We start from the raw sequence: 23355 nt of genomic DNA on the forward strand, positions 1-23355 counted from the left end.
GCTATTGTTGGTGACTGTCATGGTCAATGGTCTGAATTAGACTTGAAAGTTTTATCGATTATCAAACCAAATATTGTTTTATTTGTTGGTGATATTTCTGATGGAAGTGTCAAAATAATTAAAAAAATCAATGAGATCAAAATTCCTACTTTTGTGATTTTAGGAAATCATGATAGAGGGAAAGATTCTACAGGCGAAACTCTCTCAAAGCAGATACGTGTTCTTGGTGAAAAATATTGTGCATGGGATTTGAAAGTTTTTAATAATCAAATTAATTTATTGTCTGCTAGACCATGTAGTTCTGGCGGCGGCTATTATCTTTCAAAAGAAGTTAAAGGCGTTTATGGACCTATAACCGAAAATGATTCAATAAATAAAATTATCAAATGTTCAGAAGAGACTGTTGAAGAAATACCTCTAATAATTATGTCTCATGCTGGTCCTTCGGGTTTAGGTTCAGAACCTAAAAGCATTTGTGGGAAAGACTGGAAATTACCCTCTTTAGATTGGGGAGATAGAGATTTGTCTGCTGCTATTTCTCAAATACAAAAGAGAAGAAAAGTTGATCTTGTAATTTTTGGTCATATGCACAACCGGCTTAAAAGAAATCTAGGTTTAAGAGAGATGTTTAAAATTGATAGCGAAGGAACAATTTATTTCAATACTGCTGTAGTACCAAGATATAAAACTGATGAAGATGGGAAATTGCTAATTAACTTTTCATGGATTGAGTTTGAAAATAAGGAATTAAGGCATGTTTCTCATCGATGGTATTCAGAGTCTGGCGAAATTCGTGAAGAAGATAAATTTTTTTAGGATTAAATATCTCTGATCATATTTTAAGTATTTTTGGGCTTTTCATATCTTGAAAATAATGTTTGAGATAAGATATAACCCGCAATTCCTGCGGCTGTAAAAGCTAAACCATTTTTAAATAAAGGTAATAAATCATTTGTTCTGGATATTATCGGTGCCAAACCAAAAATTCCAAATAACATTCCCCATAAAGGAGAAAGAAGAGCTAAAAATCCAATTGATATGACTTGACCTTCTTTTCTTGGAGCAGATGCGAAACCTGCTACTAAACCTCCGAGAATCGATGTACATAAAGTCCATATATATTGCTCTTTGGGTAGGCCAGGAACAACTTGGCAACCTCCTCTTTCGAGGCAAATCTTTACTGAATCTATTGCATCTAATACTGCACCATCCTCACCGTGATCTTTAACATAGTATTGGTTGCCAAATCTTGTTTGAAGTTCAACCCAAAATAACCTTGGCATAAAATTAAAATAAGCCTCGCCTACGTTAAAGTTCAGCAAATTTCCCCCTCTAGGATCCGCAACTATCAACAAACTTGTCTCATCTAAATCCCAATAGTCCTTTATTGCACTACCAGGAGAACTTTCAAACTGAGATAAATATTTAATTTTCCACCCACTTTCAATTTCTAGATTGTTGAGCTTTTCCTCTAAAGATTTTTTCTGATTAGGGCTTAATGTTTTAGCTAAATCAATTACTGGTGTTTTTTCTTCAGGTAAGAGATTTGGATTATTTATAGCGAAAACGGGTTTATGTGAAATTAAAACTAATATAGATAGAAATATTCCTAATAAATAGTTAATCTTTGAAGGCATAAATAAGTTTTGTCTCTTTATATTTTCGCCGATGAATAGCTTACCCGCGAATAATCCAGATTGGTTAGTAAAAAAAATAATAAAAATGGGTGGGACTATAAGTTTTTATGACTTTATGAATTTTGCATTAAATGATCCTATTAATGGTTATTACGGAAGCGGTAAAGCTAAGTTAGGCGTTCGAGGAGATTTTGTCACATCACCATCTTTATCTGATGATTTTGCTTTTTTGGTTGGTAAACAAATAGAAGATTGGTTGATTCAGTTCAAAAGTAGTTTTTCATCTAATCAAACATTATCTGTAACTGAATTTGGAGCTGGAGATGGAAGCTTTATGAGTGGATTAATTAAGTATTTTTTAGCAAACAACAAGAATTTTTTAGAAGGAGTTTCTTTTGTAATTATTGAACCTAATGAAGGGATGGTAGAAAAACAAAAAAATAAATTGGAGGAATTTTTGAACTTAGGTATTGATATTTTATGGAAAGGTTTGGATGAAGTAGAGGAAAATAATATAAATGGAATAGTTCTAGCAAATGAGGTTTTGGATGCTTTGCCAGTAGAAAGAATAACCTTCTCAAAGGGAAAATTAATTCGACAAGCAGTTTCTATAGACAAAAAATCTCATAAATTATTTTTTGATGAAATGCCAATTACACGTGAATTGGAAAAAAGTTTTGAACTTGCTAAAAGTGAGTTGGGAATAACTATTCCGCCTGAAGATGCTCTTGAAGGATGGACGACAGAATGGCATGTAGATAACTCAAAATGGTTAGAAGCTATTTATGGGAAAATCAATAATGGTATTTTATTGATTATTGATTACGCTAAAGAAGCTAAAAAATACTATAACTCTAAGAATTCTGATGGGACGATAGTTTCATATGAAAATCAAAAAATGAAGAATAATATCCTAGATTCTCCTGGAAATTGCGATTTAACATCTCATGTGTGCATTGAAACTTTAATTAATGATGCTGAGACTCTTGGATTTAATACTGATGGAATAACTAAACAAGGAGAGGCTTTGTTGGGGCTTGGATTAGCAGAGAGACTTTATGGGATTCAGAGAGAATTAAAGGAGAATTTATCAAATGCTCTTTTAAGAAGAGAGGCATTACTCAGACTAGTAGATCCTGTTTGTTTAGGTGATTTTAAGTGGTTTGTTTTTAAAAAGTTTAATGAGAAGAAAATGAATATAAATTCAACCTGTTTGCGTTAAGAAAAAAACTTTAAAAATAATGAATCATCTACGTCATCATATATATCAACAGCACCAATTTCTTTCGGTAATATAAATCTCATTTTGCCATCACGAACTTTTTTATCACCCATAAGTATTGTTAGAACGTCTTCTTTATTTATTTTGGGAATCTCAGTAGGAAGATTATAACTCTCTAAGAGTATTCGCTGTCTCTCTAATTCTTCTTTAGACCATAACCCTTTTTCAATTGCTATTTTCCCCGCAATATTCATACCAATTGATATTGCCTCACCATGCAGGAATTTGCCGTATCCACATAAATTTTCAATAACGTGACCAAAAGAATGACCATAATTCAATATTGCTCTAACACCATTTTCATGTTCGTCTTGAGAAACAACATGAGACTTTGTTTTAATTGAACTATTAATTATTTTAATTAAATATTCATTTTTGAGATTTATAAGTTCATTTTTGTTTTTTTCAATTTCTAGGTATTCGAAAAGTTCTTTATCTTTTATTACTCCGTATTTTATTACTTCAGCCATGCCTGCGCTAAATTCTCTTTTGGGCAAACTTTTTAAGGTTTCTGGATCAATAAAAACTGCTTTAGGTTGATTAAAAGCTCCAATTAAATTCTTACCTTTTGGATGATTTACTCCTGTTTTTCCTCCCACAGATGAATCAACCATTGATAATAATGTTGTTGGAATCTGAATATATTCGATACCTCTCAGCCAAGTCGCAGCAGCAAAACCACTTACATCTCCAACAATTCCTCCTCCAAGGGCAATAATTATTGAATTTCTATCTAAGCCAAATTCAAATGCTACATCATATATTTCACTTAAGGTTTTTAAATTTTTATATGATTCTCCAGCCTTGATAAGGAACATTTTGGCCTGAAATTTATTATCTTTTAAATTATTTAAGAATTTTTCACCATATAAATTTGATATTTCTTTATTTGAAATCACAAGTATTTTTCTTGTCTTTGTTATTCCAATTTTTAAGAGTTCTTCGCTGATATTATTCAGTATCCCTGCTTCTAGAGTTACTTCGTATGACTTATCACCTAATGGAACTAATATTTTTCTCTCATTCACAATTGATTACCTAGTTAAAATTTATAAATATTTGGTATTGAATACTTTATATATTAGCAAAATCTAAGCTCTAGATCCTTAAAAATTCAGTTGTTAAGAATTAGAAATGGTAATAAAATCATGCTATGAGTTTAAAAAAAAATATAAACGATATTAAGAAAAATTATTCCCTAGGAATAATTGGAGGTGGTCAGCTGGCATTGATGTTAACCGAGGCAGCAAAAAAAAGAGATTTAGAAGTATGTGTGCAAACAAAATCTTGTGATGATCCTGCTGGTTCAAAAGCAGATCATGTCATAGAAGCTGATCCTTTAAAGATAAGAGGTAATAAATCATTAATTAATGAGTGTGAAAAAATAATTTTTGAAAATGAATGGATAAAAATTGATAAATTAAATTTAATTGGCAATAAAGATATTTTTGTTCCAAGCCTTAATGCAATTAAACCATTAGTAGATAGGTTTTCTCAAAAAAAATTAATAGATAGAATGAATATTCCTTGTCCAAAGTGGATAAGTATTGAAGATTTTAAAAATCTCTCGGATGAGGAAATCAATAATTGGACTTTTCCTTTAATGGCAAAATCAAATAAAGGTGGATATGACGGCAAAGGGAACAGAAAAATAAAGACAAAAGAAGATTTAGATTCTTTTTTAACAGAGAATAATTCTGATGAATGGTTAATAGAAGAATGGATAGAGTATGAAAAAGAACTGGCTCTTGTCGGTTCTAGAGATAGGACAGGTAAGATAAGATTCTTTCCAATAGTTGAGACATTCCAATCAAACCATGTTTGTGATTGGGTTCTTGCACCTGGAACAAATGAATATGATTTGAACTTATTTGCAATAAATATTTTCTCTTCAATAGTCAATGAACTTAATTACGTTGGTGTTTTAGCTATTGAATTCTTCTATGGCGATAATGGTCTTTTAATTAATGAAATAGCTCCTAGAACACATAACTCAGCTCATTTCTCTATTGAAGCTTGTACTTCAAGTCAATTTGATCAATATGTTTGCATTTCTTCCGGGATAATGCCACCTGAAATTAAAATGAACTGTGAAGGGGCAATTATGATAAATCTTCTGGGATTAAAAAAGAATTTCCCAATCTCAATGGAAACCAGAACTAAAATGTTATCTGAAATTGAGGGTTCTAATATTCATTGTTACGGCAAATCTCGAGAAATCCTGGGAAGAAAAATGGCTCACATTACATTTTTATTAAATGGTAAAACGCATTCAGAAAGATATGATGAGGCACAAGTTTTGTTAACTATGGTACGAGACATATGGCCATCTCCAAATGGATAAAAAAATAAGTTAGAGTTAAGTCACTGGATCTTTGGTTAAGTTCTTCTTTATGTGCTCTGATCTGACTCTCTTTCGACATGAGGAGACTGTCGTGATGCGGTAGTAAACCGATCTTGTAATCGGAAACGAAAGCCCACTTTGAATCCTCTTCTGGCATTTCCAGGTCGATGCAGCAGAGAACTGACGGGGATCCGGTGTTACCTATCAAAATGCTTGCAATAACAGGCATTTGGTAGGTATTTTATTTTTTAGGAATACCTTAGTTGTTTTTATTCTCTGTCAGTGTAAATAATTTGTTTACTAAAATACTTGACGATCCATTTCAAATGTATTTATATTAATAGTACACATGTATTACTAATTAATGACTTTAGGAGGAGCTAATGTTTGGACTAATTTTTCTTACGGTTATCGTAATGAGTCCCCAAGTGGTTGGTTGCTTAGCCCAGACCGCAGCAGATTAATCTTATTTACAAGGAATAAAAAATCTCCAAGAAGTAGTATGAGAATTTTTGCTCATACATATTATGCAAATGATCTTGGTGAGCCAAGGGCAATTAAATCATCAACTCAAATGTATTTGGATAATGCTTGGGATAAATGGCATGACCTTCAATTAGAAGGTTGGACTTTTGAAGAACTTGAATTACCTGAATCAGTATGACTAACTTAAATCCAATCAAAAAGAAACTATCAAAATTAGATAGAAAGATATCTATGCAAGACCCATCAAAATTATTAGCAGAATTTTTTAATGGTGTTGTCGTGGAACTTGATGAAGAATATAAACATGACTCATAAAGAATTGATAGATCAAGTTTCTGCAAATTTATTTAAACAAAGTGGAAAGTTAGAAAGCAGAAGATCTTGGTTGGCAATGAGAAATTATCTCGAACAATTAGATAGCGAACAACTTAAATCCATGCTTCAGGACCATTGATGATTTTGAAACTTTATTTATGAGTTATTTATTTGGTTTTTATTTTTTTCTTAATTCTTAGAAAACTGTAAGTTCCAAAGCCAACCAAAAACATGTCCAAGTAAATATGCCAAGTAGGAAAAATCTGGTGAACTAATTCCATTAGCTCTTTATTGCCACTTGCCAATAAGGATAATCTAAATTTGATTTTTCTCTAATTAATTGTAATTTTCTGGAATTTATCTTTACTACTATTCCATCTGTAGGATATTCCCTAAAAAGATTCCCTTCTAGCCATTTTTTTCTAAATACTTGAACTTGGCTTGTGAAGTTGCATGAAATATCCTGAGGGATTGTGAAGCGTAGCTTAGAAAGGCTCTTTTTGGATTCATATTGGTTAAGTGTTGAATTAAGTATTTGAAATGCGCAGAAGCTAAGACTTTCAGGAAATCCTTTTCTAGCTCTGAGAAATCCAGAAGCTATTCTCTGGGAGATGTTTGGACTTTGGTTGGGTGCGTATAATTCACCTCTAACTTGAAGCACTCCACGTAAAGGAAGATAATTGGGAATGTCTTTAACTTTTGTCAGTTTATTAGTAACGTCAGCTCCTTTTCTTGAAATTGCTTTATTCAAGATCCCATCACTATATTGCAAAGCAACAGCACAACCATCAATTTTAGGTTCAATTAATAATTTGGTATCTGCTAATAATCCTTTCAAAAATTCATCTATTGAATCTTTTTCTAATGAAGGTAAAACTAGCTTATTTTTATTTTTAAAGTAATCACAATTAGGGTTTGTTCTTAATAGATTCTTTTCAAGTTGGTCGAACTGCTTATCAGAAATTAAAGCATTGCCATTTCTATAATTATCGTCATACCATTCAATTCGTTCTTCTAAATAAGTCTTCATTTAATATGATTTCTTAAGTTTTTGGCTAGGAACCCAATTTGATTTATTTATGATCCATTTTTCTCTATCTAAATATTTTAAAGTCCATAAAAGAAATGAAGAAATTTGTTTTAGAGATATGCCAATCACATATCTTGTTTTGGGACTTATTGATATAAATGCAAATAATAATATTAAAAAAATAAGTTGAATATCCTTAATCATTTAAAAAATCAGCGTAATTTTTGAAACTTTTTAATTAATGCAATTCTTATAACCTTCAATCTTCGCTAGTTCATCAATGTTCAAACCTGTTTCTTCTAATAATGTTTCTCCAATATCGTCTTTATTAAATTTAGTCAATGCTCCTTTAGTTGAGTATTTGATACATTCGTTTTTATATTTTACCTCTTTGACAACAGGATATAAATAAAAACCAAACAAAATGATAAAAGTTCCATAGGTTAAAACTTTTCTGTGGTTTTTCCACCATGTATAAAATTTATTGGACACGAAAAATAACTATCTAACTTCTATTTTAAATTGATTGTCAATAAATTACTTAAATAATTGATGGACTTCTTAATTTATTGTTTTTTCATTAACAGATCTAATCCAAGAATAATATCTTGATTTTCTAATCCTTTGTTCTTTCGAGACTAATCTATCGGCAGATTCTAAAAGTGATTCTCCTTTCTCAACTTTTGTTGTAATAGAAATACCAAAACCTTTTGCTTCAATTTTTGGAGTGCCACCCTCTAAAAAAAATAGGAAAGACCAACCTTTATTCCATCCTAGATAGAAGGGATTCCGATACATTATATTTTTTGAGTATATTCTTAAATCATATTTTCCTTTTTAAGAAGTTACTTGTATACACTATTACCAAATAAGAAGTTTACAACTGATTATTTCTGGGAAGTAATTTGAGTATTTAAATAATTACTTGCAGGAGGACTTGACGTGGGCAAGTAGTACATTTATATTAATAGTACAACTGTATTATTTTCATGACTTCAGGAGTTGCTAATGTTCGGACTAATTTTTATCGTGGCAGCCTTATTGACCCCCCAACTGGCTGGTTGTTTAACCAAAAGAGTGGTTTATTAATTTTTTTTGAGAGTTATAAGAAATCTGTATCTAATAACTTAAAAGTATATACTCACCTTTTCTTTGCAAATGAATTAGGTGAACCAGCCCAAATTAAAAATTCAAGAATTCACTCTATTGAATGTGCTTGTGAAACATGGAATGAATTAATTTCAGGAGGTTGGCAAATTGTTACTAATAAATTCCAGTAATCATGATCAAGGTAAATCCGTCAAAATGGGAATACCTAAAAGAATCTACCCTAAAACGAAAACGGACAAAGATTTGTATTACATGCAATCACTTTCGCTACAGCACTACAGAAACTTTTGCTACTATCTTGATTTGTCCAAGATACGAAAAACGCATACCACAGGGTGATCATTTAATTAAAGGTTGTGAGTATTGGCAAAAAAATAGGATGATTTTTTCTCCTGAAGCATCCTAATTATTCTCTAATTAAACTTTTCTATGCAGAGATATTTTATTATGTAAATAAAGCAATATTTTATACAACTCAAAAAATTCTTTTTAAGTAATTTGAAAAAATGATTCAATTTTACTTTTCCATATTTTTATTAGTAGTGCTTACATTTTTTGCACTTTTATTAGATGCACCAGAATTGGCTTCTTTAATACAAACATTTTAGAAAAAGATAAATCAGCATTTTTACTGATTTACTTTCTTTATATGTATGGCGTAGGTTTAACTTATTGAATCGGAGGGATCAAATGATTGACAGTCCACCAGAGGAATCAGATTAAAAAAAATTTACATCTAAATAAAACTAATGCTAAATAAGGAATGAATCTTCTATTAGAAATTCATTCCTTTTTTAATTATTTTAAAAACGTTAAATTATGAATATTAAATTTTTAAAATTAGAAAGTATTCATATTGAAATAATTAGATGTCAAAGTCACTTGTAGAAAGTGGCAAACTTTACCTGAATCCAAAACCAGTTTTTTGTTCTTCCTTTTCTTCCCATTCATTCATAATTAGTTTTAATAAACTTTTAACTTCTAAATTCGAAGTATCAGTATCTTTTTGAAGATTTATACAAATGTTTTTTATTTCTTCATAAGCATCATCTATTAATATTGTTTTTTGGTCTGGATTAGCCATAGAATTTTAAAATGCTCCATTACAGTTAAAACCACTGCAGTTAATAACCCTAAAAATATTCATTAAAAAGTTGTGGAATCTTTCATCATAAAAAAACGCCCAGGTTGTAAATATAGCAAAACCAGAGACCGCGAAAGCAGCATATTGGAGCCAATGTATACCAAAGCTGTCTAATCCATTTTTATCAAAATCAGAGTTACTCAATTGTTTTTTTTCTTATAATAAAAATTTTTTTTTTAAAAGGCGAGTTTGTTTTGAACGAGAGATTTATTTTCTTTTAAACTTTAATAAATTGATAATTTAAATAAAACCAGGTATTATCCACCCAAAAAAACCGTAGTTCACTATTAAAGCTAAAAAACCAATCATAGCTAATCTCCCATTTGTTATTTCTGCATTTTTCCAAAATTTACCCATATAATTTTTTATTTTTTTAGAATTTTTATCTATCAAATAATTTGGTTCTAAAGGTTCCTGTAGCCTTTTTAAGGCGTATAAGGAAAATTGAATTGTAATTGCTATGATAACAACTATAAAACTAGTAAGAGCATCCATTTTTATATTCCCTATGAGATCGATTAGTAAGCCAAAGAATAAATGACAGTTGTTTGTATCAAACATTTCCTTATTTCTGTGTTGTTGAAAGAGGAAACCTTAACTTGAATTATTAACAAATGTAACATATTTAAAAAAAAATAGTATGAATTCTTACTTTTTCTTTGGATTTCACATTATTAAAGACTAAAATGTCACATTTATGTATCAATTATATCCTAAGAGTAGTCTTAATTTAATTGCAGAATTGTACTTAAAGTTTTATTCTTCTAATCATATAAAGTTCAGAAGAATTTTTACTATGAACGTTAATTTAATATATATTTATAACTAAATTTATTACTTCTGTTTGATTTCCGGAAGGTAAAATTTATTGCCTAATGTATAACCAATTGACATCAGTACGAACCCAACAAGTTGAGGTAAATGAGAATTTGCTAGAGAGATTTTTTCAATCATTTCTCAATCTATAAATTTCTATAATAATAAAAATTTTTTAATACTGTAAGTCTATTTTCTTTTTGATTCTTTAATTTCCCCAGATTTTTTTAACGAATTAACAAGCCTTTCATTTTCTGTTTTTAAATTTTCTAATGCAGATTTTGTGAATTGTTCTTTAGCCTCAAATTTTGCTGAACTTATAACTTTTTTATTGGGCAATTTTTTCTTCTGTTCTGGATTCATATTAAATATATTTTTAAAAATTTTAGAAGTTATTATTCTTGTATTAGGTATTATTTTTTACAGTTTTCTTGTTAATAGTATTTGTTTACATAGACAAATTAATCTTTATCTTGTGGGAGCCTTATCCATCCAGAAGTCCATTCTGATTTTAGTTTTGCCCATAGGATCCTTTTAATATCTTTTTTATTTTTGGTAGGAAAAATATCAACCCATCTATCTTCATTTTTACCACCATAAGCTTTAACTTGAAAATGCCTATTACCATTAATAGTCTTTGGTGCTGTCCAACAAAGAGTAGGAGGCCATTTCATGAGAAATTTTAAAAGTTGAAAAAACTAAAGGTTGCTTTGCCCAGTCAAAACTAAACCATAATAAGCAATCGTACCGAGGATAAGTACGATACCTAGTATTCTAATAATCATGCTTTAATATTTTTAAATTAAAATTACATTAAAATGGTTTTATAAATTTGAGTTGAAGATTTAATATTTTCTAATTTTTACTTTTTTTATTTCTAACTATGGAGTGGCAAGATTCAGGATGCCATTCATTCTGAATTTTGCCAATAAAATCATAAATAAATGAATCGGGACATCCAGTTTCTTTTTAAAGTTCTGAAAGTTCTTCTTTAATGAATTCATATACGCTTATTACCCCTAAATTTTCTTCTTGGCTGGGAGCCCATTCTTTATTATCCATTAATATTGTTTAAATTATTTTCCACAATATCGTAATAGGTTATATCTCCATAATCAGCATCCGAACAACATAAATCTCCATATAAATCCTCTAACAATTCGTACGCATCTGAATACTTATCAAAACTTTGAGCGGTTAATTCATCATCTTTTCCATCAATTCTAACTATTTTGTAGGTCATATCTTACTTAAATGCCAAAAGTATTTTTTTGATTCATTAAACTATCTTATAAATAAAAATCTTATTTAGGAGTATTGGTTGGGTAAAGCTTTTGAATTTTATTTTTCTGAATTTCTATTTTTCTTTGTTCATATTTTTTTGCCATTATTTTTCTGATAAATAATTGTGGGATAAGCCAAACTAATGCAATAGCTACAGCCATGAAAGCAGGATTTCTCCACGTTAACCTAATAATCTCTTGTATTAATTCTTGATTGGAAATTTCCATACATTAAATTTCGATGATAAAAATATCTTGACTTTCTTTTAAAAATCTTTTAAACATCACAACCTATCATAACCTTAAAAAATCTTATAAGTAATTTTATAAATTTTTTCTTTTTCTAGTTTGTTTTTTTTTATATTTGGATTTAGATTAATTTTTTACTTTTAGTTTAAAGATGCCGAATTATCTAATTACAGGATCAAATAGGGGCATTGGATTAGAATTATGTAGGCAAATTCATAAGAGGGGAGATAATGTAATTGCAACGTGTAGGAAATCTTCAAAAGAACTTAGAGATTTAGGAGTCAGAATTGAAGAAAATATAGAAATTTCTTCTAATGAGTCCATAACAAATTTGTGTAAAAAATTATCTGGAGTTAATTTAGATTGTTTAATTCATAATGCAGGAATTTATGAATATAATTCTTTCGAAAGCTTAGATAAAAAAAGTATTTTGCGTCAATTTGAAGTCAATGCACTGAGCCCAATATGTATGACTCAATCTCTTAAACATCTTTTAAAAAGATCTTCTAAAGTTGTTTTTATCACAAGTAGAATGGGATCTATTGAAGATAATACTTCTGGAAGTTCTTATGGTTACAGAATGTCTAAAGTCGCCTTGTCCATGGCAGCAAAATCACTTTCTGTAGATTTATCTAGAGAAGATATTCATGTAGCTATTTTGCATCCTGGTTTAGTGAGTACAAGAATGACTGGCTTTACAAGAAATGGAATTAGCCCTGAAGAATCAGCAAATGGCCTTTTAAAACGTATTGATTCTTTAAATAAAAATAATTCGGGTACTTTTTGGCATGCCAACGGACAAGTTTTGCCCTGGTAATGTCTTAACCTTTGATTGGAGAGATTTATATTGTTAATTTGTTAAAAAACTTTTAAATTTTTAGCGAATTTCTTTCCTTGTTTAATTCTTTTAGTTATCTTTAAAAAAACATTAGTAAAGGAGGTGATTCATTGTCGTATCTACCGAAAAATGCGGTTACCAAAGGGGCCGTGAATTCAGTATCTTCATCACATTCATCGGTCTCTTTTTCTTTAATTAAGAAAAAAGGTTTTATAATTAATAGATTTATATAAAACAATCACTTAATAATTAGTAGCTCTGCATCTCAAGTAGTTGCAGAGTTTTTTTTTGAATTTTAATAGTCTTTCAAAATTTACCCTATCTTTTTTGGCCGAAGTAAATTAAGGCTAAAAAAGATAAAGTGCTTACCACAGCGATTAAGTACCACCCAGTTGAGGAGTTGCTTGTTATTTCTGTCATCTATTTTGATTTATTGAAGGAATTTATTATTTGAGTGAAAATCACAATTGATATCATTAAAAAAACTAAAAGTATATAAGTTACGTTCATTTATAGAAAAATGCTAATTATTAAAAAGATTATTCCTAGAACTACTGTAACAATTGCTCCATCAACTAATAAGTCTTTCCATGTATAACTTTTAAGCATTCTTTTTCGATCTTCCTCACTCATAAGGTTTTTCAACCAAGTCCAATCTAAAAGCTGAGTCAATGCAACACCAAAAATTAAATGACCAATCAAAATACCAATCAGATCAATCTTAGAAATATCTTTAGTGAGACTTGTAATTATAAAAAAGTCCACTAGCTTTTGTCTTTATTAGATAAAGCGCCACCTTCTTCTTTGTATTTTTCCCAAGCTTCGCTTATTTTTGCTTTAGATAAATTTTGTTTACCCTCAGAGAATTTATTTTTGAGATTATTAAAACTATTAGTCAGCTCTTTTTTTGTTGGTTCATCAAGAAAGTTTGATGTTAATTTCCATAAGTACCAGCTACTAGCTAGAAGAAGAATTAATCCCAGTAATTGCATGTTGGTTTTTTACTATGCTATAACTTTTTTAACGGTTTCGATAAATAAATTTATTTAATACTCGAAGATTTTTTTGACATAAAAAAATTTAAAACTTTAACCAGTGGAAAAATATTCTATCCAGCAACCATATAGTTAAACCCCCTTCTAGGAAAGCCAACCAGTACATCCCGTAATCAGAAAATCCCATTTGTTCTTTTACTGTTTTAATTAATTTTTTGTGGGCTTGAATGAGATCTTTCATGAACAATCAAATTTTTTTAAACCTGCTGAATTTTTTTAACCAAAAAACCCTTCCCGTAGCAAGATAAACATGTTTTAGTCTCATCTAATGAAATTCTTAGAAAACCTGCTCCATTACATTTAAAACAATTTACCTTAGTGTTTGAATAGATTTTTGATTTAATTTTAGCAGCACGATTTAAGTAAGAAACAGTTTCTTTACGACCGTTTGCCTTGGCGGCTTTGTTTAAAAGCTTTTTGTAGTTGACTTTAAGTTCTTGGATATTCATTTTTTATAGAAACTAAAATGCGAATATAGGAAAAGCCAAATGTTTAAATAATTGAAAAACTTTTGATTTCCCGTCTATATTTCTAATCTGATCTCTTACTGAGATTAAAATAATATAACTAGGATTTGTCTTATATGGTTGGTATCAAGAGTTTTAATTTGTATATTTAATAGAAAATTTATATTTGAAAACCTTAAACTATTTAGGGTGATCATTCAAGAAATATAATTTCGTCTTATAAAGAAAATTAAGAAATTTATTGTTTAAAAATATTTTTAAGCTCTAGGATTATCCAGCCTTTTTAAGGTTTTTGACTAAAAAATCATTTTCTTTAGTTAAAACTTTAAGCTTAGATTTTTCCAACTCTTTAATAGTCTCGGAATTTAAATCCTTTTTTGTCTCATTTATATTCATAGAATTGGAAATTAAAAATTATTAAAAGACAAATGAAATCATAGAGATCTCTAAAAAAATTTGTGGATAGTTTTTCTTAAAAGAAGATAATATTTTATTTTGCACATAGAAATTCAAATTTAATCAACATATTGTGGAAAACCCTGTTGAAAAATGCTTAAATAGTGGATAACTCTTCGGGAGCATTATCAAAACAAGCTTTTCTGGAAAAATTTTTAAGTATTAATATTTCATCAAAAAAAATAAAATATAGTTTAAAAAGCATCATAATCACTTGTTATAACAGTGGGATCATTCCTTTTTTTTAAAGATAAAAATTCTCTTCCAGAAGCACATGTTGATAAAAAATTTAAAAAGTTTTTTCTTTATATGTATCAATTTGAAAATTAAAGTGAAGAAAAATCAAACTAAACTTGAAATTTTTAATTTTTGCCATAGCTGATCAAAAAATGTTTTAATTCGGTTTTCTCTATTCAAAGATTTTTCAAAACAAAAATTAATCAAATACATTTGAGATAATTGAAAAATTTTAAATGACAGAAGAAAAAAAAGATTCAAAAAAATGTTCTGGAAAGAAAAACATCATGTTTGCCTACGGGTTTATACAACTGGGCTCTAGTTTCGTATCTGCAATAGCTTTAGTTGCAATCGCTTTTGGATTCTGTTCTGTAAAAAAAGAGTCTAAACTTTTCAATAAATGTGTTGTAGAAATTATTGAAGATGGTGGTACCAATTCTGAGGCCGTAAGGTATTGCAATGGGGGCAATTAAAAGCCCTAAAGAACAATTAAATGGATCCAACCTGTGATTTGATTATTGACTCTTTAAAAGAGTTGCCAATTGGAGAAACTGATCATTTTATTTGGTTCATAACAGATATTGGCATTGTTGCCCTATTTAAAAGAGAGGAAGACTTTGAAACTTATAGTTCGAGTGTCGAAAATGAGGCAAATAAAATTGCTTTGGATATAACTAAAGAAGTGAAAGAGTACTTAAAAATAAAAGAGAAACAGCTTTTCTTGTTTTATTCATAATCTAGGATTTAGTTCTTAATCTAGTAGGATGGCTCAAGGTTTAGCGCCGGCTCTATAATATTGTTTTCGCTTATTAATTCGTAGGTTAGCTCTTTATTTAGGGCATTTATATAAGATGTATAAAGTTTTCCCCAAACAAATTCAAATTCATCCTTACTTAAATTCTTGAAAAGAATTTCTCCTTTGAAGTAAATGTGATAAGAATCATTCATCATGGAAAATTAATCTTATCCTTTTTAACGCAGTGAAATATGTATGTAGTATTAGGTGCTACTAAAAAGAAATTTTTATTTAGAAGTTAGAAATACTTTTAGACTATCCGTGTATTCATTTTTTGTTTTTTGAATAATCCGACTGTCTCATCAAGATCCATACACGGCTGAATACTTATATCCATTAACCTTCTCCAGGGATGCCATTGCTTCCAAATTGTCTCAAGAGAATCTGCACTTACTACAGAATGTCCAATCCCATTTTGAACCATAAAAATCCAAGAATGAACCTCATAGTTCTCAGGTCTATTTTGGGGACCACCTGATTCGTACCAATTAATTAGCATTTCTGCTCCTTCTTCTTGATCCTCGCCATCTGTAAATTCGTAGGAAATCAAATACCTTTGCATATAGATTATTATTAAAATCTTTAAACTATTTTAACTATAGATTTAGATATTGCCTCCTAATTTAATTAATGCTATCAAGTTTATAGAAGCGATTGTTTTAAATGTCTGAAAGATTTGGGAAAATCAAAAAGAATATTTTGACTAATTTATCTTTTATAAATAGGACAATCTTGAAGTATTTTCATAACCATGATCTGTTCGTATAGCTCCAGTTAAGAGATAAAATTTGATACTTTTTAAAATACCTTAAATTAGTTACCATATTTGTACTGTTTAGATACCAATGAAAAATAAAAAGGATCAAAGCGATCCAATTGATAATTTAGAGTATGAAAAAGTTCTAGAAGAAGAAATAATTAATTCGTACGAAAGTAAATTTCAGAAAGATACTGAAGAAGATATTAAAAAGATTAAATTTTACAGACTTAAAAGAACTCCATTAGAAATACTAAATAGGTCATTTTTCTTTTTCTTTATTGGAAGTTTTCTTTTCTCTTTGTTTTTAGCTTATTCAGAAAGTAAGTTATGGTTCATACTTTATGTAATAAGTGCATTGTCATGTGTTTTCTATACTCCTAACAGGAAGGCAATTAAAGAATTAATAGCAGCTTGGCCAAATATAGAGGATCTCATTAAAGGGAGGAGTTTGTGGAGAAAAGGCAAGTAAAAAGATTATGAAACCGTTAAATTCATTTAAAAAGTGGTTATTAAATATTCTTGTGCCATACATTGAGGGTACCAACAAGAAGAAAGAGGATAAAAAATGATTCTAATAAAGGTTGGAATTGTTGTTGAAATATTTTTGTTTGTTGTAGTTTTTTTATGGGTTAGGAAAATAAATAGAAAACAATCCAGGCAACCATCTCTATCAAAAAAAACAATAAAAAATCTCAAATTTTAGAATTTTGATCACAAAATAAGGAATTTTTATAAAGAGATCAAATTTATGGGAAAATTCTTTACTTTTTTCTCTCACTTTGTGTGTGAAATCGGTTAGAACAATTAAATCGTTCTTAAAAAATATGGTTTCTTCCATTCAAGGTCTTGCTCCAATAACCAATCCATTAAATAGTGTCTTAATAGAAAAGAAACTCATAAATGTTGATCAAAAGTTTATTCAACTTGTTTCTCTGGCAGAAGGATTACCTCGTACAGAAGTCATTGAAAGTGGAAGGAATTATTGGAGAGGTGTTTGTAGAAGCTTGATTTTTAGATTTCCTGATGACCTTGAAATTTTAAAGCTTGATGTAAGAAGTTATGTAGACAGATCAAAAGGAATCATTCAAATAAGATCTGCAGCAAGATTAGGTCAATCAGATTTAGGCGTTAATCTAAGACGAGCGGAATACTTGTTTAATCAATTAGAGAAATTTTAATTAATCTGTTTTTTATAAATTTAAGGTTCTTTTTACTAAATAGTTGTGCTTTAATTCATAAGAATATTGAACTGACATGGTTAAGATAATCTTAGTTGGAATAATTGTAGCTCTTGTGTATTCTCAACCTGACCTTCGTCTTACAGTCGCTGATTGGTTAAGAGCAGCTTCTGATTTTCTTATTGAATCAGTACAAGTAAAACCTTGAATAAATTTTAATGAAACATTAAAAAAGACCTGAGACGGTAATCATTTGTTTAATGCATACAGCTACGAAAATAAATATTATTATCCTGCTTAATATGTATTTCACTTAAACAAATAAAAAGTTTTAGAAACATAATAGAAAATTTTTTTGAAATTTTTGAATAGTTAACGATAATAAGTGATATGAAGCTTAGATTATTTGAGTTCTATTTTATTAAAGACTATTTAAGGCCTTGGTTTGGTCTTATTTATTCTTTATTCTTTCTGTTTTTTTTAGGTGCAATTGGCTATCGAATAACAGAGGGATGGGAATGGAGTGATTGCTTATGGATGGTTCTGATCACAATAACTACTATTGGTTTTGGAGAAGTTCAACCTTTAAGTCCTGAAGGCAGGATAGTAACTGTTTTAGTAATCGTTGGCGGATTGATCTTTATTCAATTTACCTTTCAAAAAGCTGTAAGATTATTCGAATCTGGCTATTTTCAAAGAGTAAACGAATTACGTTTTAAAAGACTTCTTAGAAAAATGGAAAATCATGTAATTTTGTGCGGATATGGGAGGGTAGGTCAGGAAATTTCTAACCAAATAAAAACGCAAAATATTCCAATTATTGTGGTTGAGAGCGATGAAGATAGAAAAAAGATTGCTGAAGAAAAAGGTTTAGAAGTTCTTTGTGCTGATGCAACTCTTGATGAGACTTTAAAACTGGCAGGATTAGAAAAATGCAAAAGTTTGGTTGTTACTTTGCCCAATGATGCTGCTAATTTATATGTGGTTTTAAGCGCTAAAGGGATAAGAAGTTCTATAAGAGTAATTGCAAGAGCTGGGACTGAAGAAGCCGCAAGTAAGTTGAGATTAGCCGGGGCAAGTATAGTTGTAAGTCCTTATATAGCTGCAGGAAGAGCAATGGCATCAATGGCTTTAAGACCAATAGCTATCGACTTCCTTGATCTGCTCGCAGGAAGTGAATGTGAAATTGAAGAATTTGAATTAAGTAATGATATTAGTCTTTTTGAAACAGCAGAGAAAAGATCACTTTCTGAACTTGGAATAGGAAAAAAAAGCGGTGCAAAAATTTTAGCTATTAAAGAAAATGAAAAGTTGTTCACTAATCCTGGTGGTAACTTTATACTTCAGCCAGGTCAGGTATTAATAGCATTTGGTAGTAAAGAACAACTAAATATTTTGAACGGATTATTAGGAAATCTTGTCGTAGCAGTAGAACTATTAAAATAGATAGATCGAGATTAAGAATTAATAGCTAAATTAGTTGTGAGTGCAATAAATCAAATGAAAATATTTAAATATCTACTTGTAATTCCTGTAATAACTTTAATAATTGTTTTTCAAACTTCTTTGCAAAATAGATTTCTAATGGCTTCTGATATTAGAGATGGAGAAACAATTTTTAGAAATGTTTGCGCAGGCTGCCATGTAAGAGGTGGATCAGTCGTTCTTAAAGGATCCAAATCATTAAAACTTTCCGACCTTGAAAAAAGAGGAATAGCAGATGAGATTTCAATAGCAAAAATTGCTAATGATGGGATTGGTTTTATGAAGGGTTATAAAAATAAATTGAAGGAAGGAGAGGATAAGGTTCTTGCACAGTGGATTATTCAAAATGCAGAAAAGGGTTGGGAATAAATGAAAAGCGTACTTCTTGCAAATTTTTTACTTCTATTAGCTGAGCTCTTAATGCCAATATATACATAATAATTTTATATATCAAAATAATTTGATTTATTTATCTTTTGATTTTTAAATTACTTCTTGGCTGTAATTTATATTTAACAGACTCGTTTCTCATTACAAAGTGGGCATTTTAAAAAAAATCTTTATTTTCTCTTCTGCTATCTCATTAGTTCTCTCTCAAGATGCGATTGCTTCAAAAAGATTAAGCGGAGCAGGTGCTACATTTCCCTCGAAAATTTATACTAGGTGGTTTTTTGACTTGGCGAAATCAGGCGGACCAAGGGTTAATTACCAGGCAATTGGTTCGGGCTCTGGAAGAAAAGCTTTTATAGACCAAACCGTAAACTTTGGTGCTTCTGATGATCCTATGAAGGCTAAGGATATAGAAAAGGTATCAAGAGGTTTAGTACAGATTCCTATGGTTGGAGGAACTATTGCTTTTGGTTATAACTATGATTGCGATTTGAAACTTACTCAAGAGCAAGCAGTACGAGTTGCAATGGGTATGGTTAAAAACTGGAAAGAATTAGGCTGTAAATCAGGAAAGTTAACTTGGATACATCGTTCTGATGGTTCAGGAACTACTAAGGCTTTCACAAACTCTATGGAAGCATTTTCTCCAACATGGATTTTAGGAACTGGTAAATCAGTTAAGTGGCCAGCAGGCGTTGGAGCAAAAGGTAATTCTGGTGTTGCAGGTGTAATTCAAAACACTCCAGGCACAATTGGTTATGTAAATCAGTCATATATTAAAGGTAATGTTAAGGCTGCTGCACTTCAAAATCTTTCAGGGGAGTTTCTAAAACCATCTGCAGAATCAGGAGCTAAAGCTCTTAATGGTATTACTTTAGATGAAAATCTTGCGGGTAAAAATCCTAATCCAACGGCGAAAGGAGCGTACCCTATAACTTCATTGACATGGATACTTGCTTACGAAAAAGGTAATGGTAGAAATACTAAAGCAATCAAACAAGCCCTTAATGCATTGTTAAGTGATGAGTATCAAGATAAGGCTTCATCCCTTGGATTTATCCCCTTAAAAGGCAATATCCTTTTGAAATCAAGAGCTGCCGTTGAAAAAATAGGTAGTTAAATTTTTAGATAGATGTCAAATTATCATGACTTTCATATACCTTTAAGTCGTCTTAAAGTCTTTTACAGCATTTAGTAGTAGATTTATAGAGATATTCTTTTTTTAATGGAAGAGAAATTAACTCTTTTCAAGAATCGTAAAAGATTCGGTATCGAAAAAAATATAGATATTATCTTCAAGAATACTGCCCTAGTCTTGTCTAGTTTCGTAGCAATAATACTTTTAGGAATTATTTTAGTAGTCTTTTTCCAGTCATTTGAATCTTTTTCAAGGTATGGTTTGAAGTTTTTAGTAACCTCTGAATGGAACCCAGTAAAAGATGAATACGGAGCTTTTACTGCAATTTATGGCACATTGGTAACTTCATTTCTTTCGTTATTAATAACTATCCCTTTGGGCGTTGGAACTGCAATATTTATTACCGAGGACTTTGTGCCGAAAGTTTTTAGAGAAATAATTGGTTCTTTTGTTGAATTATTAGCAGCTATTCCATCTGTTGTATTGGGACTTTGGGCAATATTTGTAATGGAACCTTTTTTTAGAGCCTTTTTTGTCTTTTTACATAATTTCTTTGGTTGGATTCCTTTATTCAGTACAGAACCAACAGGTAGGAATTCTTTGTTAGCAATATTGATTTTAGTAGTAATGCTTTTGCCAATAGTGACTTCCATTGCAAGGGATTCACTTAATCAGGTTCCTAAAAAGCTTAGAAATGCAGCCTACGGAATTGGAGCAAGTAGATGGAAAACAATATTTTCAGTGATTTTACCGGCAGCATTATCAGGAATTATGGCAGGTGTTCTTCTTGCTTTAGGTAGAGCAATGGGAGAAACAATGGCTGTCACAATGATAATTGGTAATTCAAATGCATTTAGTTGGTCTCTATTATCTCCTGGATATACCATTTCCTCCATGCTCGCAAATCAGTTTGGTGAGGCTGATGGAAGTCAGGTTTCATCACTATTTTATGCAGCTTTTGTACTAATGATCCTATCTTTAGTGGTCAATATCTTTGCGCAGTGGCTAGTTAAGAAATTTAGTCTCAAATATTAGATAATTATGAATTCACTCTATTACCAGAAAAGATTATCAAGAAATATAGGAGATAAATTCTTTACTTCTTTATCAGTAATTTGTGCATTGATAGCAATACTCCCTTTGATTTTTCTAGTGACTTATATCCTTTACAAAGGTGGAGCTCAAATCACACCAGAATTATTTACTTTGGAACCAAATCCTCCAGGAGATGATTTGGATGCAGGAGGTATTAACCCTGCATTAATAGGTACATTAATAATTACTACTATTGCTTCAATTATCGCCATTCCAGTAGGAGTTGGTGGTGGAATATATCTAGCTGAATACTCTAAAGGCGGAGCTTTTTCAAGATTTATTAGATTCGGAGTTAATGTTCTGGCGGGAGTCCCCTCAATAATTGCGGGTGTCTTTATTTATGCCTTAATTGTTTCTACAAAGATCTTGTTTGGGAGTATGTACAGCGGTTTAGCTGGAGGGATGGCGCTTTCAATATTGATGTTGCCTACTGTGATCAAGACCACTGACGAAGGTTTAAAGTTGGTACCAAATGAGTTGAGATATGCGTCTCTTGGTGTTGGAGCAAGTATGTATACCACCATATTGAAAGTTACTTTGCCCTCTGCCTTTAGGTCTATTGCTACTGGCGTTGTACTTGGTATCGCAAGAGCTGCAGGTGAAACAGCACCTTTGATATTTACGGCTTTATTCTCTTACTACTACATAACAGGCTTTGGCGACTTGTTTTATGAGATGGGCTCCTTGGCCGTATTGATATACAACTTTGCTCTAGAACCATACGATGCACAGAATAAACTAGCCTGGGCAGCTTCCTTTATTCTTGTTTTGTCGATACTATCAGTAAATATATTTTCAAGGATATTGGCTGCTTTTACTGAGAAAACCAAGAGAGTATAAATGATTAAAACTAATAAAAAAATACCGAAGAATATCATTTTATCTCTTGAGAATGTTTCTATTAGTTATGGAACTTTTGAAGCTGTAAGAAATGTTTTTTGTAACTTTAAAAAAGGAAATATAACTTCCCTTATTGGTCCCTCCGGGTGTGGTAAATCAACTGTCCTTAGATCATTAAATAGGATGAACGATTTGATTCCTAATTGTTCGTTAAAAGGAACTGTCCTCTTTGATGGAACAAACATTTACGATAAAAGAGTAGATCCAGTTGAAGTAAGAAGAAGAATTGGAATGGTTTTTCAACAACCAAATCCTTTCCCGAAATCTATCTACGAAAATATTGCATTTGGAGCAAGAATTAATGGATTTACTGGAGATATGGACGAACTAGTAGAAAGTTCACTGAGAAAAGCCGCTTTATGGGACGAATGTAAGGATAAATTAAATGATAGTGGTTACTCTTTATCTGGTGGACAACAACAAAGATTATGTATTGCTCGAACGATTGCAATTGAACCTGAAATAATTCTAATGGATGAGCCATGCTCAGCTTTGGATCCTATCTCTACTTTGAAAATAGAAGAGACAATGCACGAACTTAAGAAGAATTACACAATAATAATCGTTACTCATAATATGCAACAGGCATTAAGAGTAAGTGATATGACTGCATTTTTTAATGCTATTGAGTATGAAGATGGTGATGGAGGGAAGGTTGGTTATCTTGCCGAATTTAATTCGACAAAGAAAATTTTTAACTCTCCAAAAGAAAAAACTACTCAGGAATACATATCTGGTAAATTTGGTTAATGTTTAATTTTTACTTTTAAAAGAAAGATTTTTAGCTTTAAAACGGATAAAGGGTAGACAAACAGTATAAATACCTATATAGTTATTTCGAATTAGCAAGTTTATCGTTGAAAA

General features: G+C 30.4%; 39 protein-coding genes and 1 other RNA gene. 21 read left to right on the plus strand and 19 right to left on the minus strand.

Going from position 1 to position 23355, the window contains the following annotated elements:
• The first annotated feature begins 42 nt into the window (after positions 1–42).
• On the plus strand, positions 43–816 hold the full coding sequence (locus tag EU91_RS05205) for a TIGR04168 family protein (protein ID WP_032524236.1): 774 nt from the start codon (positions 43–45) through the stop codon (positions 814–816).
• A 23-nt stretch (positions 817–839) separates the two neighbouring features.
• Here EU91_RS05205 and EU91_RS05200 read toward each other — a convergent pair whose 3' ends face one another.
• A complete protein-coding gene (locus tag EU91_RS05200) occupies positions 840–1637 on the minus strand; it encodes a hypothetical protein (RefSeq protein ID WP_011818183.1) in 798 nt (265 codons plus the stop codon).
• 31 nt (positions 1638–1668) lie between these two features.
• Here EU91_RS05200 and EU91_RS05195 point away from each other — a divergent pair, with 31 nt between their 5' ends.
• Positions 1669–2859 carry an SAM-dependent methyltransferase gene (locus EU91_RS05195; protein WP_032524237.1) on the plus strand — a complete coding sequence of 397 codons (1191 nt, stop codon included), beginning with the start codon at positions 1669–1671 and terminating at the stop codon, positions 2857–2859.
• Here EU91_RS05195 and aroB read toward each other — a convergent pair.
• The gene (gene aroB / locus EU91_RS05190; RefSeq protein ID WP_032524238.1) at positions 2856–3947 is read right to left on the minus strand and encodes a 3-dehydroquinate synthase; all 1092 of its coding nucleotides are present in this window, start codon (positions 3945–3947) and stop codon (positions 2856–2858) included. The two genes, EU91_RS05195 and aroB, sit on opposite strands and share 4 nt — an antisense overlap.
• Before the next feature lie 125 nt (positions 3948–4072).
• Here aroB and EU91_RS05185 point away from each other — a divergent pair, with 125 nt between their 5' ends.
• From EU91_RS05185 to EU91_RS09305, 5 genes are all read left to right on the plus strand, one after another.
• Complete coding sequence (locus EU91_RS05185; RefSeq protein ID WP_032524239.1) at positions 4073–5263, plus strand: 5-(carboxyamino)imidazole ribonucleotide synthase; 1191 nt, start codon at positions 4073–4075, stop codon at positions 5261–5263.
• Between the two features lie 17 nt (positions 5264–5280).
• Positions 5281–5465: non-coding RNA, 6S RNA (ssrS, locus tag EU91_RS09025), on the plus strand.
• A 162-nt stretch (positions 5466–5627) separates the two neighbouring features.
• Positions 5628–5927, plus strand: a complete 300-nt coding sequence (locus EU91_RS05180; RefSeq protein WP_032524240.1) for a DUF1651 domain-containing protein — start codon at positions 5628–5630, stop codon at positions 5925–5927.
• Positions 5924–6064, plus strand: coding sequence for a hypothetical protein (locus EU91_RS09300; RefSeq protein ID WP_193741594.1), 141 nt, complete (start codon positions 5924–5926; stop codon positions 6062–6064). Before EU91_RS05180 ends, EU91_RS09300 begins: the two co-directional genes overlap by 4 nt.
• The gene (locus tag EU91_RS09305) at positions 6054–6203 is read left to right on the plus strand and encodes a hypothetical protein (protein ID WP_193741595.1); all 150 of its coding nucleotides are present in this window, start codon (positions 6054–6056) and stop codon (positions 6201–6203) included. The genes EU91_RS09300 and EU91_RS09305 overlap by 11 nt, the downstream gene beginning before the upstream one ends.
• 141 nt (positions 6204–6344) lie before the next feature.
• Here the strand turns inward: EU91_RS09305 and EU91_RS05175 are convergent, their stop codons facing one another.
• From EU91_RS05175 to EU91_RS05165, 4 genes are all read right to left on the minus strand, one after another.
• Positions 6345–7094, minus strand: coding sequence for an NAD-dependent DNA ligase (locus EU91_RS05175; protein ID WP_032524241.1), 750 nt, complete (start codon positions 7092–7094; stop codon positions 6345–6347).
• Positions 7095–7298 (minus strand): hypothetical protein, encoded by a 204-nt coding sequence (locus EU91_RS05170; protein WP_032524242.1) that lies wholly within the window; start codon positions 7296–7298, stop codon positions 7095–7097.
• 30 nt (positions 7299–7328) lie between these two features.
• The gene (locus tag EU91_RS0108520) at positions 7329–7586 is read right to left on the minus strand and encodes a hypothetical protein (protein WP_032524243.1); all 258 of its coding nucleotides are present in this window, start codon (positions 7584–7586) and stop codon (positions 7329–7331) included.
• Positions 7587–7655: 69 nt separating this feature from the next.
• Positions 7656–7892 carry a hypothetical protein gene (locus EU91_RS05165; protein ID WP_032524244.1) on the minus strand — a complete coding sequence of 79 codons (237 nt, stop codon included), beginning with the start codon at positions 7890–7892 and terminating at the stop codon, positions 7656–7658.
• Positions 7893–8083: 191 nt separating this feature from the next.
• Here EU91_RS05165 and EU91_RS05160 point away from each other — a divergent pair, with 191 nt between their 5' ends.
• Positions 8084–8374, plus strand: coding sequence for a DUF1651 domain-containing protein (locus EU91_RS05160; protein ID WP_032524245.1), 291 nt, complete (start codon positions 8084–8086; stop codon positions 8372–8374).
• Positions 8375–9105: 731 nt separating this feature from the next.
• On the opposite strand, the gene EU91_RS05155 is transcribed toward EU91_RS05160, so the two are convergent.
• The 7 genes from EU91_RS05155 to EU91_RS05135 form a co-directional block, all read right to left on the minus strand.
• A complete protein-coding gene (locus tag EU91_RS05155) occupies positions 9106–9288 on the minus strand; it encodes a hypothetical protein (RefSeq protein WP_032524246.1) in 183 nt (60 codons plus the stop codon).
• A 6-nt stretch (positions 9289–9294) separates the two neighbouring features.
• The gene (locus tag EU91_RS0108525; protein WP_032524247.1) at positions 9295–9492 is read right to left on the minus strand and encodes a hypothetical protein; all 198 of its coding nucleotides are present in this window, start codon (positions 9490–9492) and stop codon (positions 9295–9297) included.
• Positions 9493–9588: 96 nt separating this feature from the next.
• Positions 9589–9843: a chlorophyll a/b-binding protein gene (locus EU91_RS05150; RefSeq protein WP_032524540.1), complete on the minus strand. Its 255-nt coding sequence runs from the start codon at positions 9841–9843 to the stop codon at positions 9589–9591.
• A 510-nt stretch (positions 9844–10353) separates the two neighbouring features.
• Positions 10354–10527, minus strand: a complete 174-nt coding sequence (locus tag EU91_RS09310; RefSeq protein WP_193741596.1) for a hypothetical protein — start codon at positions 10525–10527, stop codon at positions 10354–10356.
• A 98-nt stretch (positions 10528–10625) separates the two neighbouring features.
• Positions 10626–10838 carry a TIGR02450 family Trp-rich protein gene (locus EU91_RS05145; RefSeq protein WP_032524248.1) on the minus strand — a complete coding sequence of 71 codons (213 nt, stop codon included), beginning with the start codon at positions 10836–10838 and terminating at the stop codon, positions 10626–10628.
• Positions 10839–11218: 380 nt separating this feature from the next.
• Positions 11219–11407: a hypothetical protein gene (locus EU91_RS05140; protein ID WP_032524249.1), complete on the minus strand. Its 189-nt coding sequence runs from the start codon at positions 11405–11407 to the stop codon at positions 11219–11221.
• Positions 11408–11468: 61 nt separating this feature from the next.
• On the minus strand, positions 11469–11675 hold the full coding sequence (locus EU91_RS05135; protein ID WP_032524250.1) for a hypothetical protein: 207 nt from the start codon (positions 11673–11675) through the stop codon (positions 11469–11471).
• A 172-nt stretch (positions 11676–11847) separates the two neighbouring features.
• Here EU91_RS05135 and EU91_RS05130 point away from each other — a divergent pair, with 172 nt between their 5' ends.
• Entirely contained in the window at positions 11848–12513 is a 666-nt protein-coding gene (locus EU91_RS05130; RefSeq protein ID WP_032524251.1) for an SDR family oxidoreductase, read from the plus strand.
• A 531-nt stretch (positions 12514–13044) separates the two neighbouring features.
• Here EU91_RS05130 and EU91_RS05125 read toward each other — a convergent pair.
• The 5 genes from EU91_RS05125 to EU91_RS09625 form a co-directional block, all read right to left on the minus strand.
• A complete protein-coding gene (locus tag EU91_RS05125) occupies positions 13045–13299 on the minus strand; it encodes a hypothetical protein (protein WP_032524252.1) in 255 nt (84 codons plus the stop codon).
• Positions 13299–13526: a hypothetical protein gene (locus tag EU91_RS05120; RefSeq protein ID WP_032524253.1), complete on the minus strand. Its 228-nt coding sequence runs from the start codon at positions 13524–13526 to the stop codon at positions 13299–13301. Before EU91_RS05120 ends, EU91_RS05125 begins: the two co-directional genes overlap by 1 nt.
• An 88-nt stretch (positions 13527–13614) precedes the next feature.
• Positions 13615–13770 (minus strand): hypothetical protein, encoded by a 156-nt coding sequence (locus EU91_RS09315; protein ID WP_012007524.1) that lies wholly within the window; start codon positions 13768–13770, stop codon positions 13615–13617.
• A 16-nt stretch (positions 13771–13786) separates the two neighbouring features.
• Positions 13787–14038: a hypothetical protein gene (locus EU91_RS05115; protein ID WP_032524254.1), complete on the minus strand. Its 252-nt coding sequence runs from the start codon at positions 14036–14038 to the stop codon at positions 13787–13789.
• A 288-nt stretch (positions 14039–14326) separates the two neighbouring features.
• On the minus strand, positions 14327–14452 hold the full coding sequence (locus EU91_RS09625; protein ID WP_275040657.1) for a hypothetical protein: 126 nt from the start codon (positions 14450–14452) through the stop codon (positions 14327–14329).
• 533 nt (positions 14453–14985) lie between these two features.
• Here EU91_RS09625 and EU91_RS05110 point away from each other — a divergent pair.
• Together EU91_RS05110 and EU91_RS05105 are read left to right on the plus strand one after the other, a co-directional pair.
• Positions 14986–15222, plus strand: coding sequence for a hypothetical protein (locus EU91_RS05110; RefSeq protein ID WP_032524255.1), 237 nt, complete (start codon positions 14986–14988; stop codon positions 15220–15222).
• A gap of 20 nt (positions 15223–15242) precedes the next feature.
• Complete coding sequence (locus EU91_RS05105; protein WP_032524256.1) at positions 15243–15485, plus strand: hypothetical protein; 243 nt, start codon at positions 15243–15245, stop codon at positions 15483–15485.
• Between the two features lie 310 nt (positions 15486–15795).
• Here the strand turns inward: EU91_RS05105 and EU91_RS05095 are convergent, their stop codons facing one another.
• Positions 15796–16107, minus strand: coding sequence for a DUF3303 domain-containing protein (locus EU91_RS05095; protein WP_011818215.1), 312 nt, complete (start codon positions 16105–16107; stop codon positions 15796–15798).
• Positions 16108–16390: 283 nt separating this feature from the next.
• Here EU91_RS05095 and EU91_RS05090 point away from each other — a divergent pair, with 283 nt between their 5' ends.
• The 10 genes from EU91_RS05090 (at position 16391) to pstB (ending at position 23241) form a co-directional block, all read left to right on the plus strand.
• Positions 16391–16774, plus strand: a complete 384-nt coding sequence (locus EU91_RS05090) for a hypothetical protein (protein ID WP_032524258.1) — start codon at positions 16391–16393, stop codon at positions 16772–16774.
• A 96-nt stretch (positions 16775–16870) separates the two neighbouring features.
• Positions 16871–17008, plus strand: a complete 138-nt coding sequence (locus tag EU91_RS09320) for a hypothetical protein (protein ID WP_193741597.1) — start codon at positions 16871–16873, stop codon at positions 17006–17008.
• A 121-nt stretch (positions 17009–17129) separates the two neighbouring features.
• Complete coding sequence (locus EU91_RS05085) at positions 17130–17483, plus strand: DUF1499 domain-containing protein (protein WP_032524259.1); 354 nt, start codon at positions 17130–17132, stop codon at positions 17481–17483.
• Between the two features lie 76 nt (positions 17484–17559).
• Complete coding sequence (locus EU91_RS09630; protein ID WP_275040658.1) at positions 17560–17691, plus strand: hypothetical protein; 132 nt, start codon at positions 17560–17562, stop codon at positions 17689–17691.
• A gap of 182 nt (positions 17692–17873) precedes the next feature.
• Entirely contained in the window at positions 17874–18929 is a 1056-nt protein-coding gene (locus EU91_RS05080; protein ID WP_032524260.1) for a potassium channel family protein, read from the plus strand.
• A 54-nt stretch (positions 18930–18983) separates the two neighbouring features.
• On the plus strand, positions 18984–19337 hold the full coding sequence (locus tag EU91_RS05075; protein WP_032524541.1) for a c-type cytochrome: 354 nt from the start codon (positions 18984–18986) through the stop codon (positions 19335–19337).
• Positions 19338–19506: 169 nt separating this feature from the next.
• Complete coding sequence (pstS, locus tag EU91_RS05070; RefSeq protein ID WP_032524261.1) at positions 19507–20478, plus strand: phosphate ABC transporter substrate-binding protein PstS; 972 nt, start codon at positions 19507–19509, stop codon at positions 20476–20478.
• A 105-nt stretch (positions 20479–20583) separates the two neighbouring features.
• The gene (pstC, locus tag EU91_RS05065; RefSeq protein ID WP_032524262.1) at positions 20584–21531 is read left to right on the plus strand and encodes a phosphate ABC transporter permease subunit PstC; all 948 of its coding nucleotides are present in this window, start codon (positions 20584–20586) and stop codon (positions 21529–21531) included.
• A 6-nt stretch (positions 21532–21537) separates the two neighbouring features.
• Positions 21538–22431, plus strand: a complete 894-nt coding sequence (gene pstA, locus EU91_RS05060; protein WP_032524263.1) for a phosphate ABC transporter permease PstA — start codon at positions 21538–21540, stop codon at positions 22429–22431.
• Entirely contained in the window at positions 22432–23241 is an 810-nt protein-coding gene (pstB, locus tag EU91_RS05055) for a phosphate ABC transporter ATP-binding protein PstB (RefSeq protein ID WP_032524264.1), read from the plus strand.
• Positions 23242–23355 lie beyond the last annotated feature (114 nt).

Source organism: Prochlorococcus marinus str. GP2 (assembly GCF_000759885.1).
Taxonomy (GTDB): domain Bacteria; phylum Cyanobacteriota; class Cyanobacteriia; order PCC-6307; family Cyanobiaceae; genus Prochlorococcus_A; species Prochlorococcus_A marinus_J.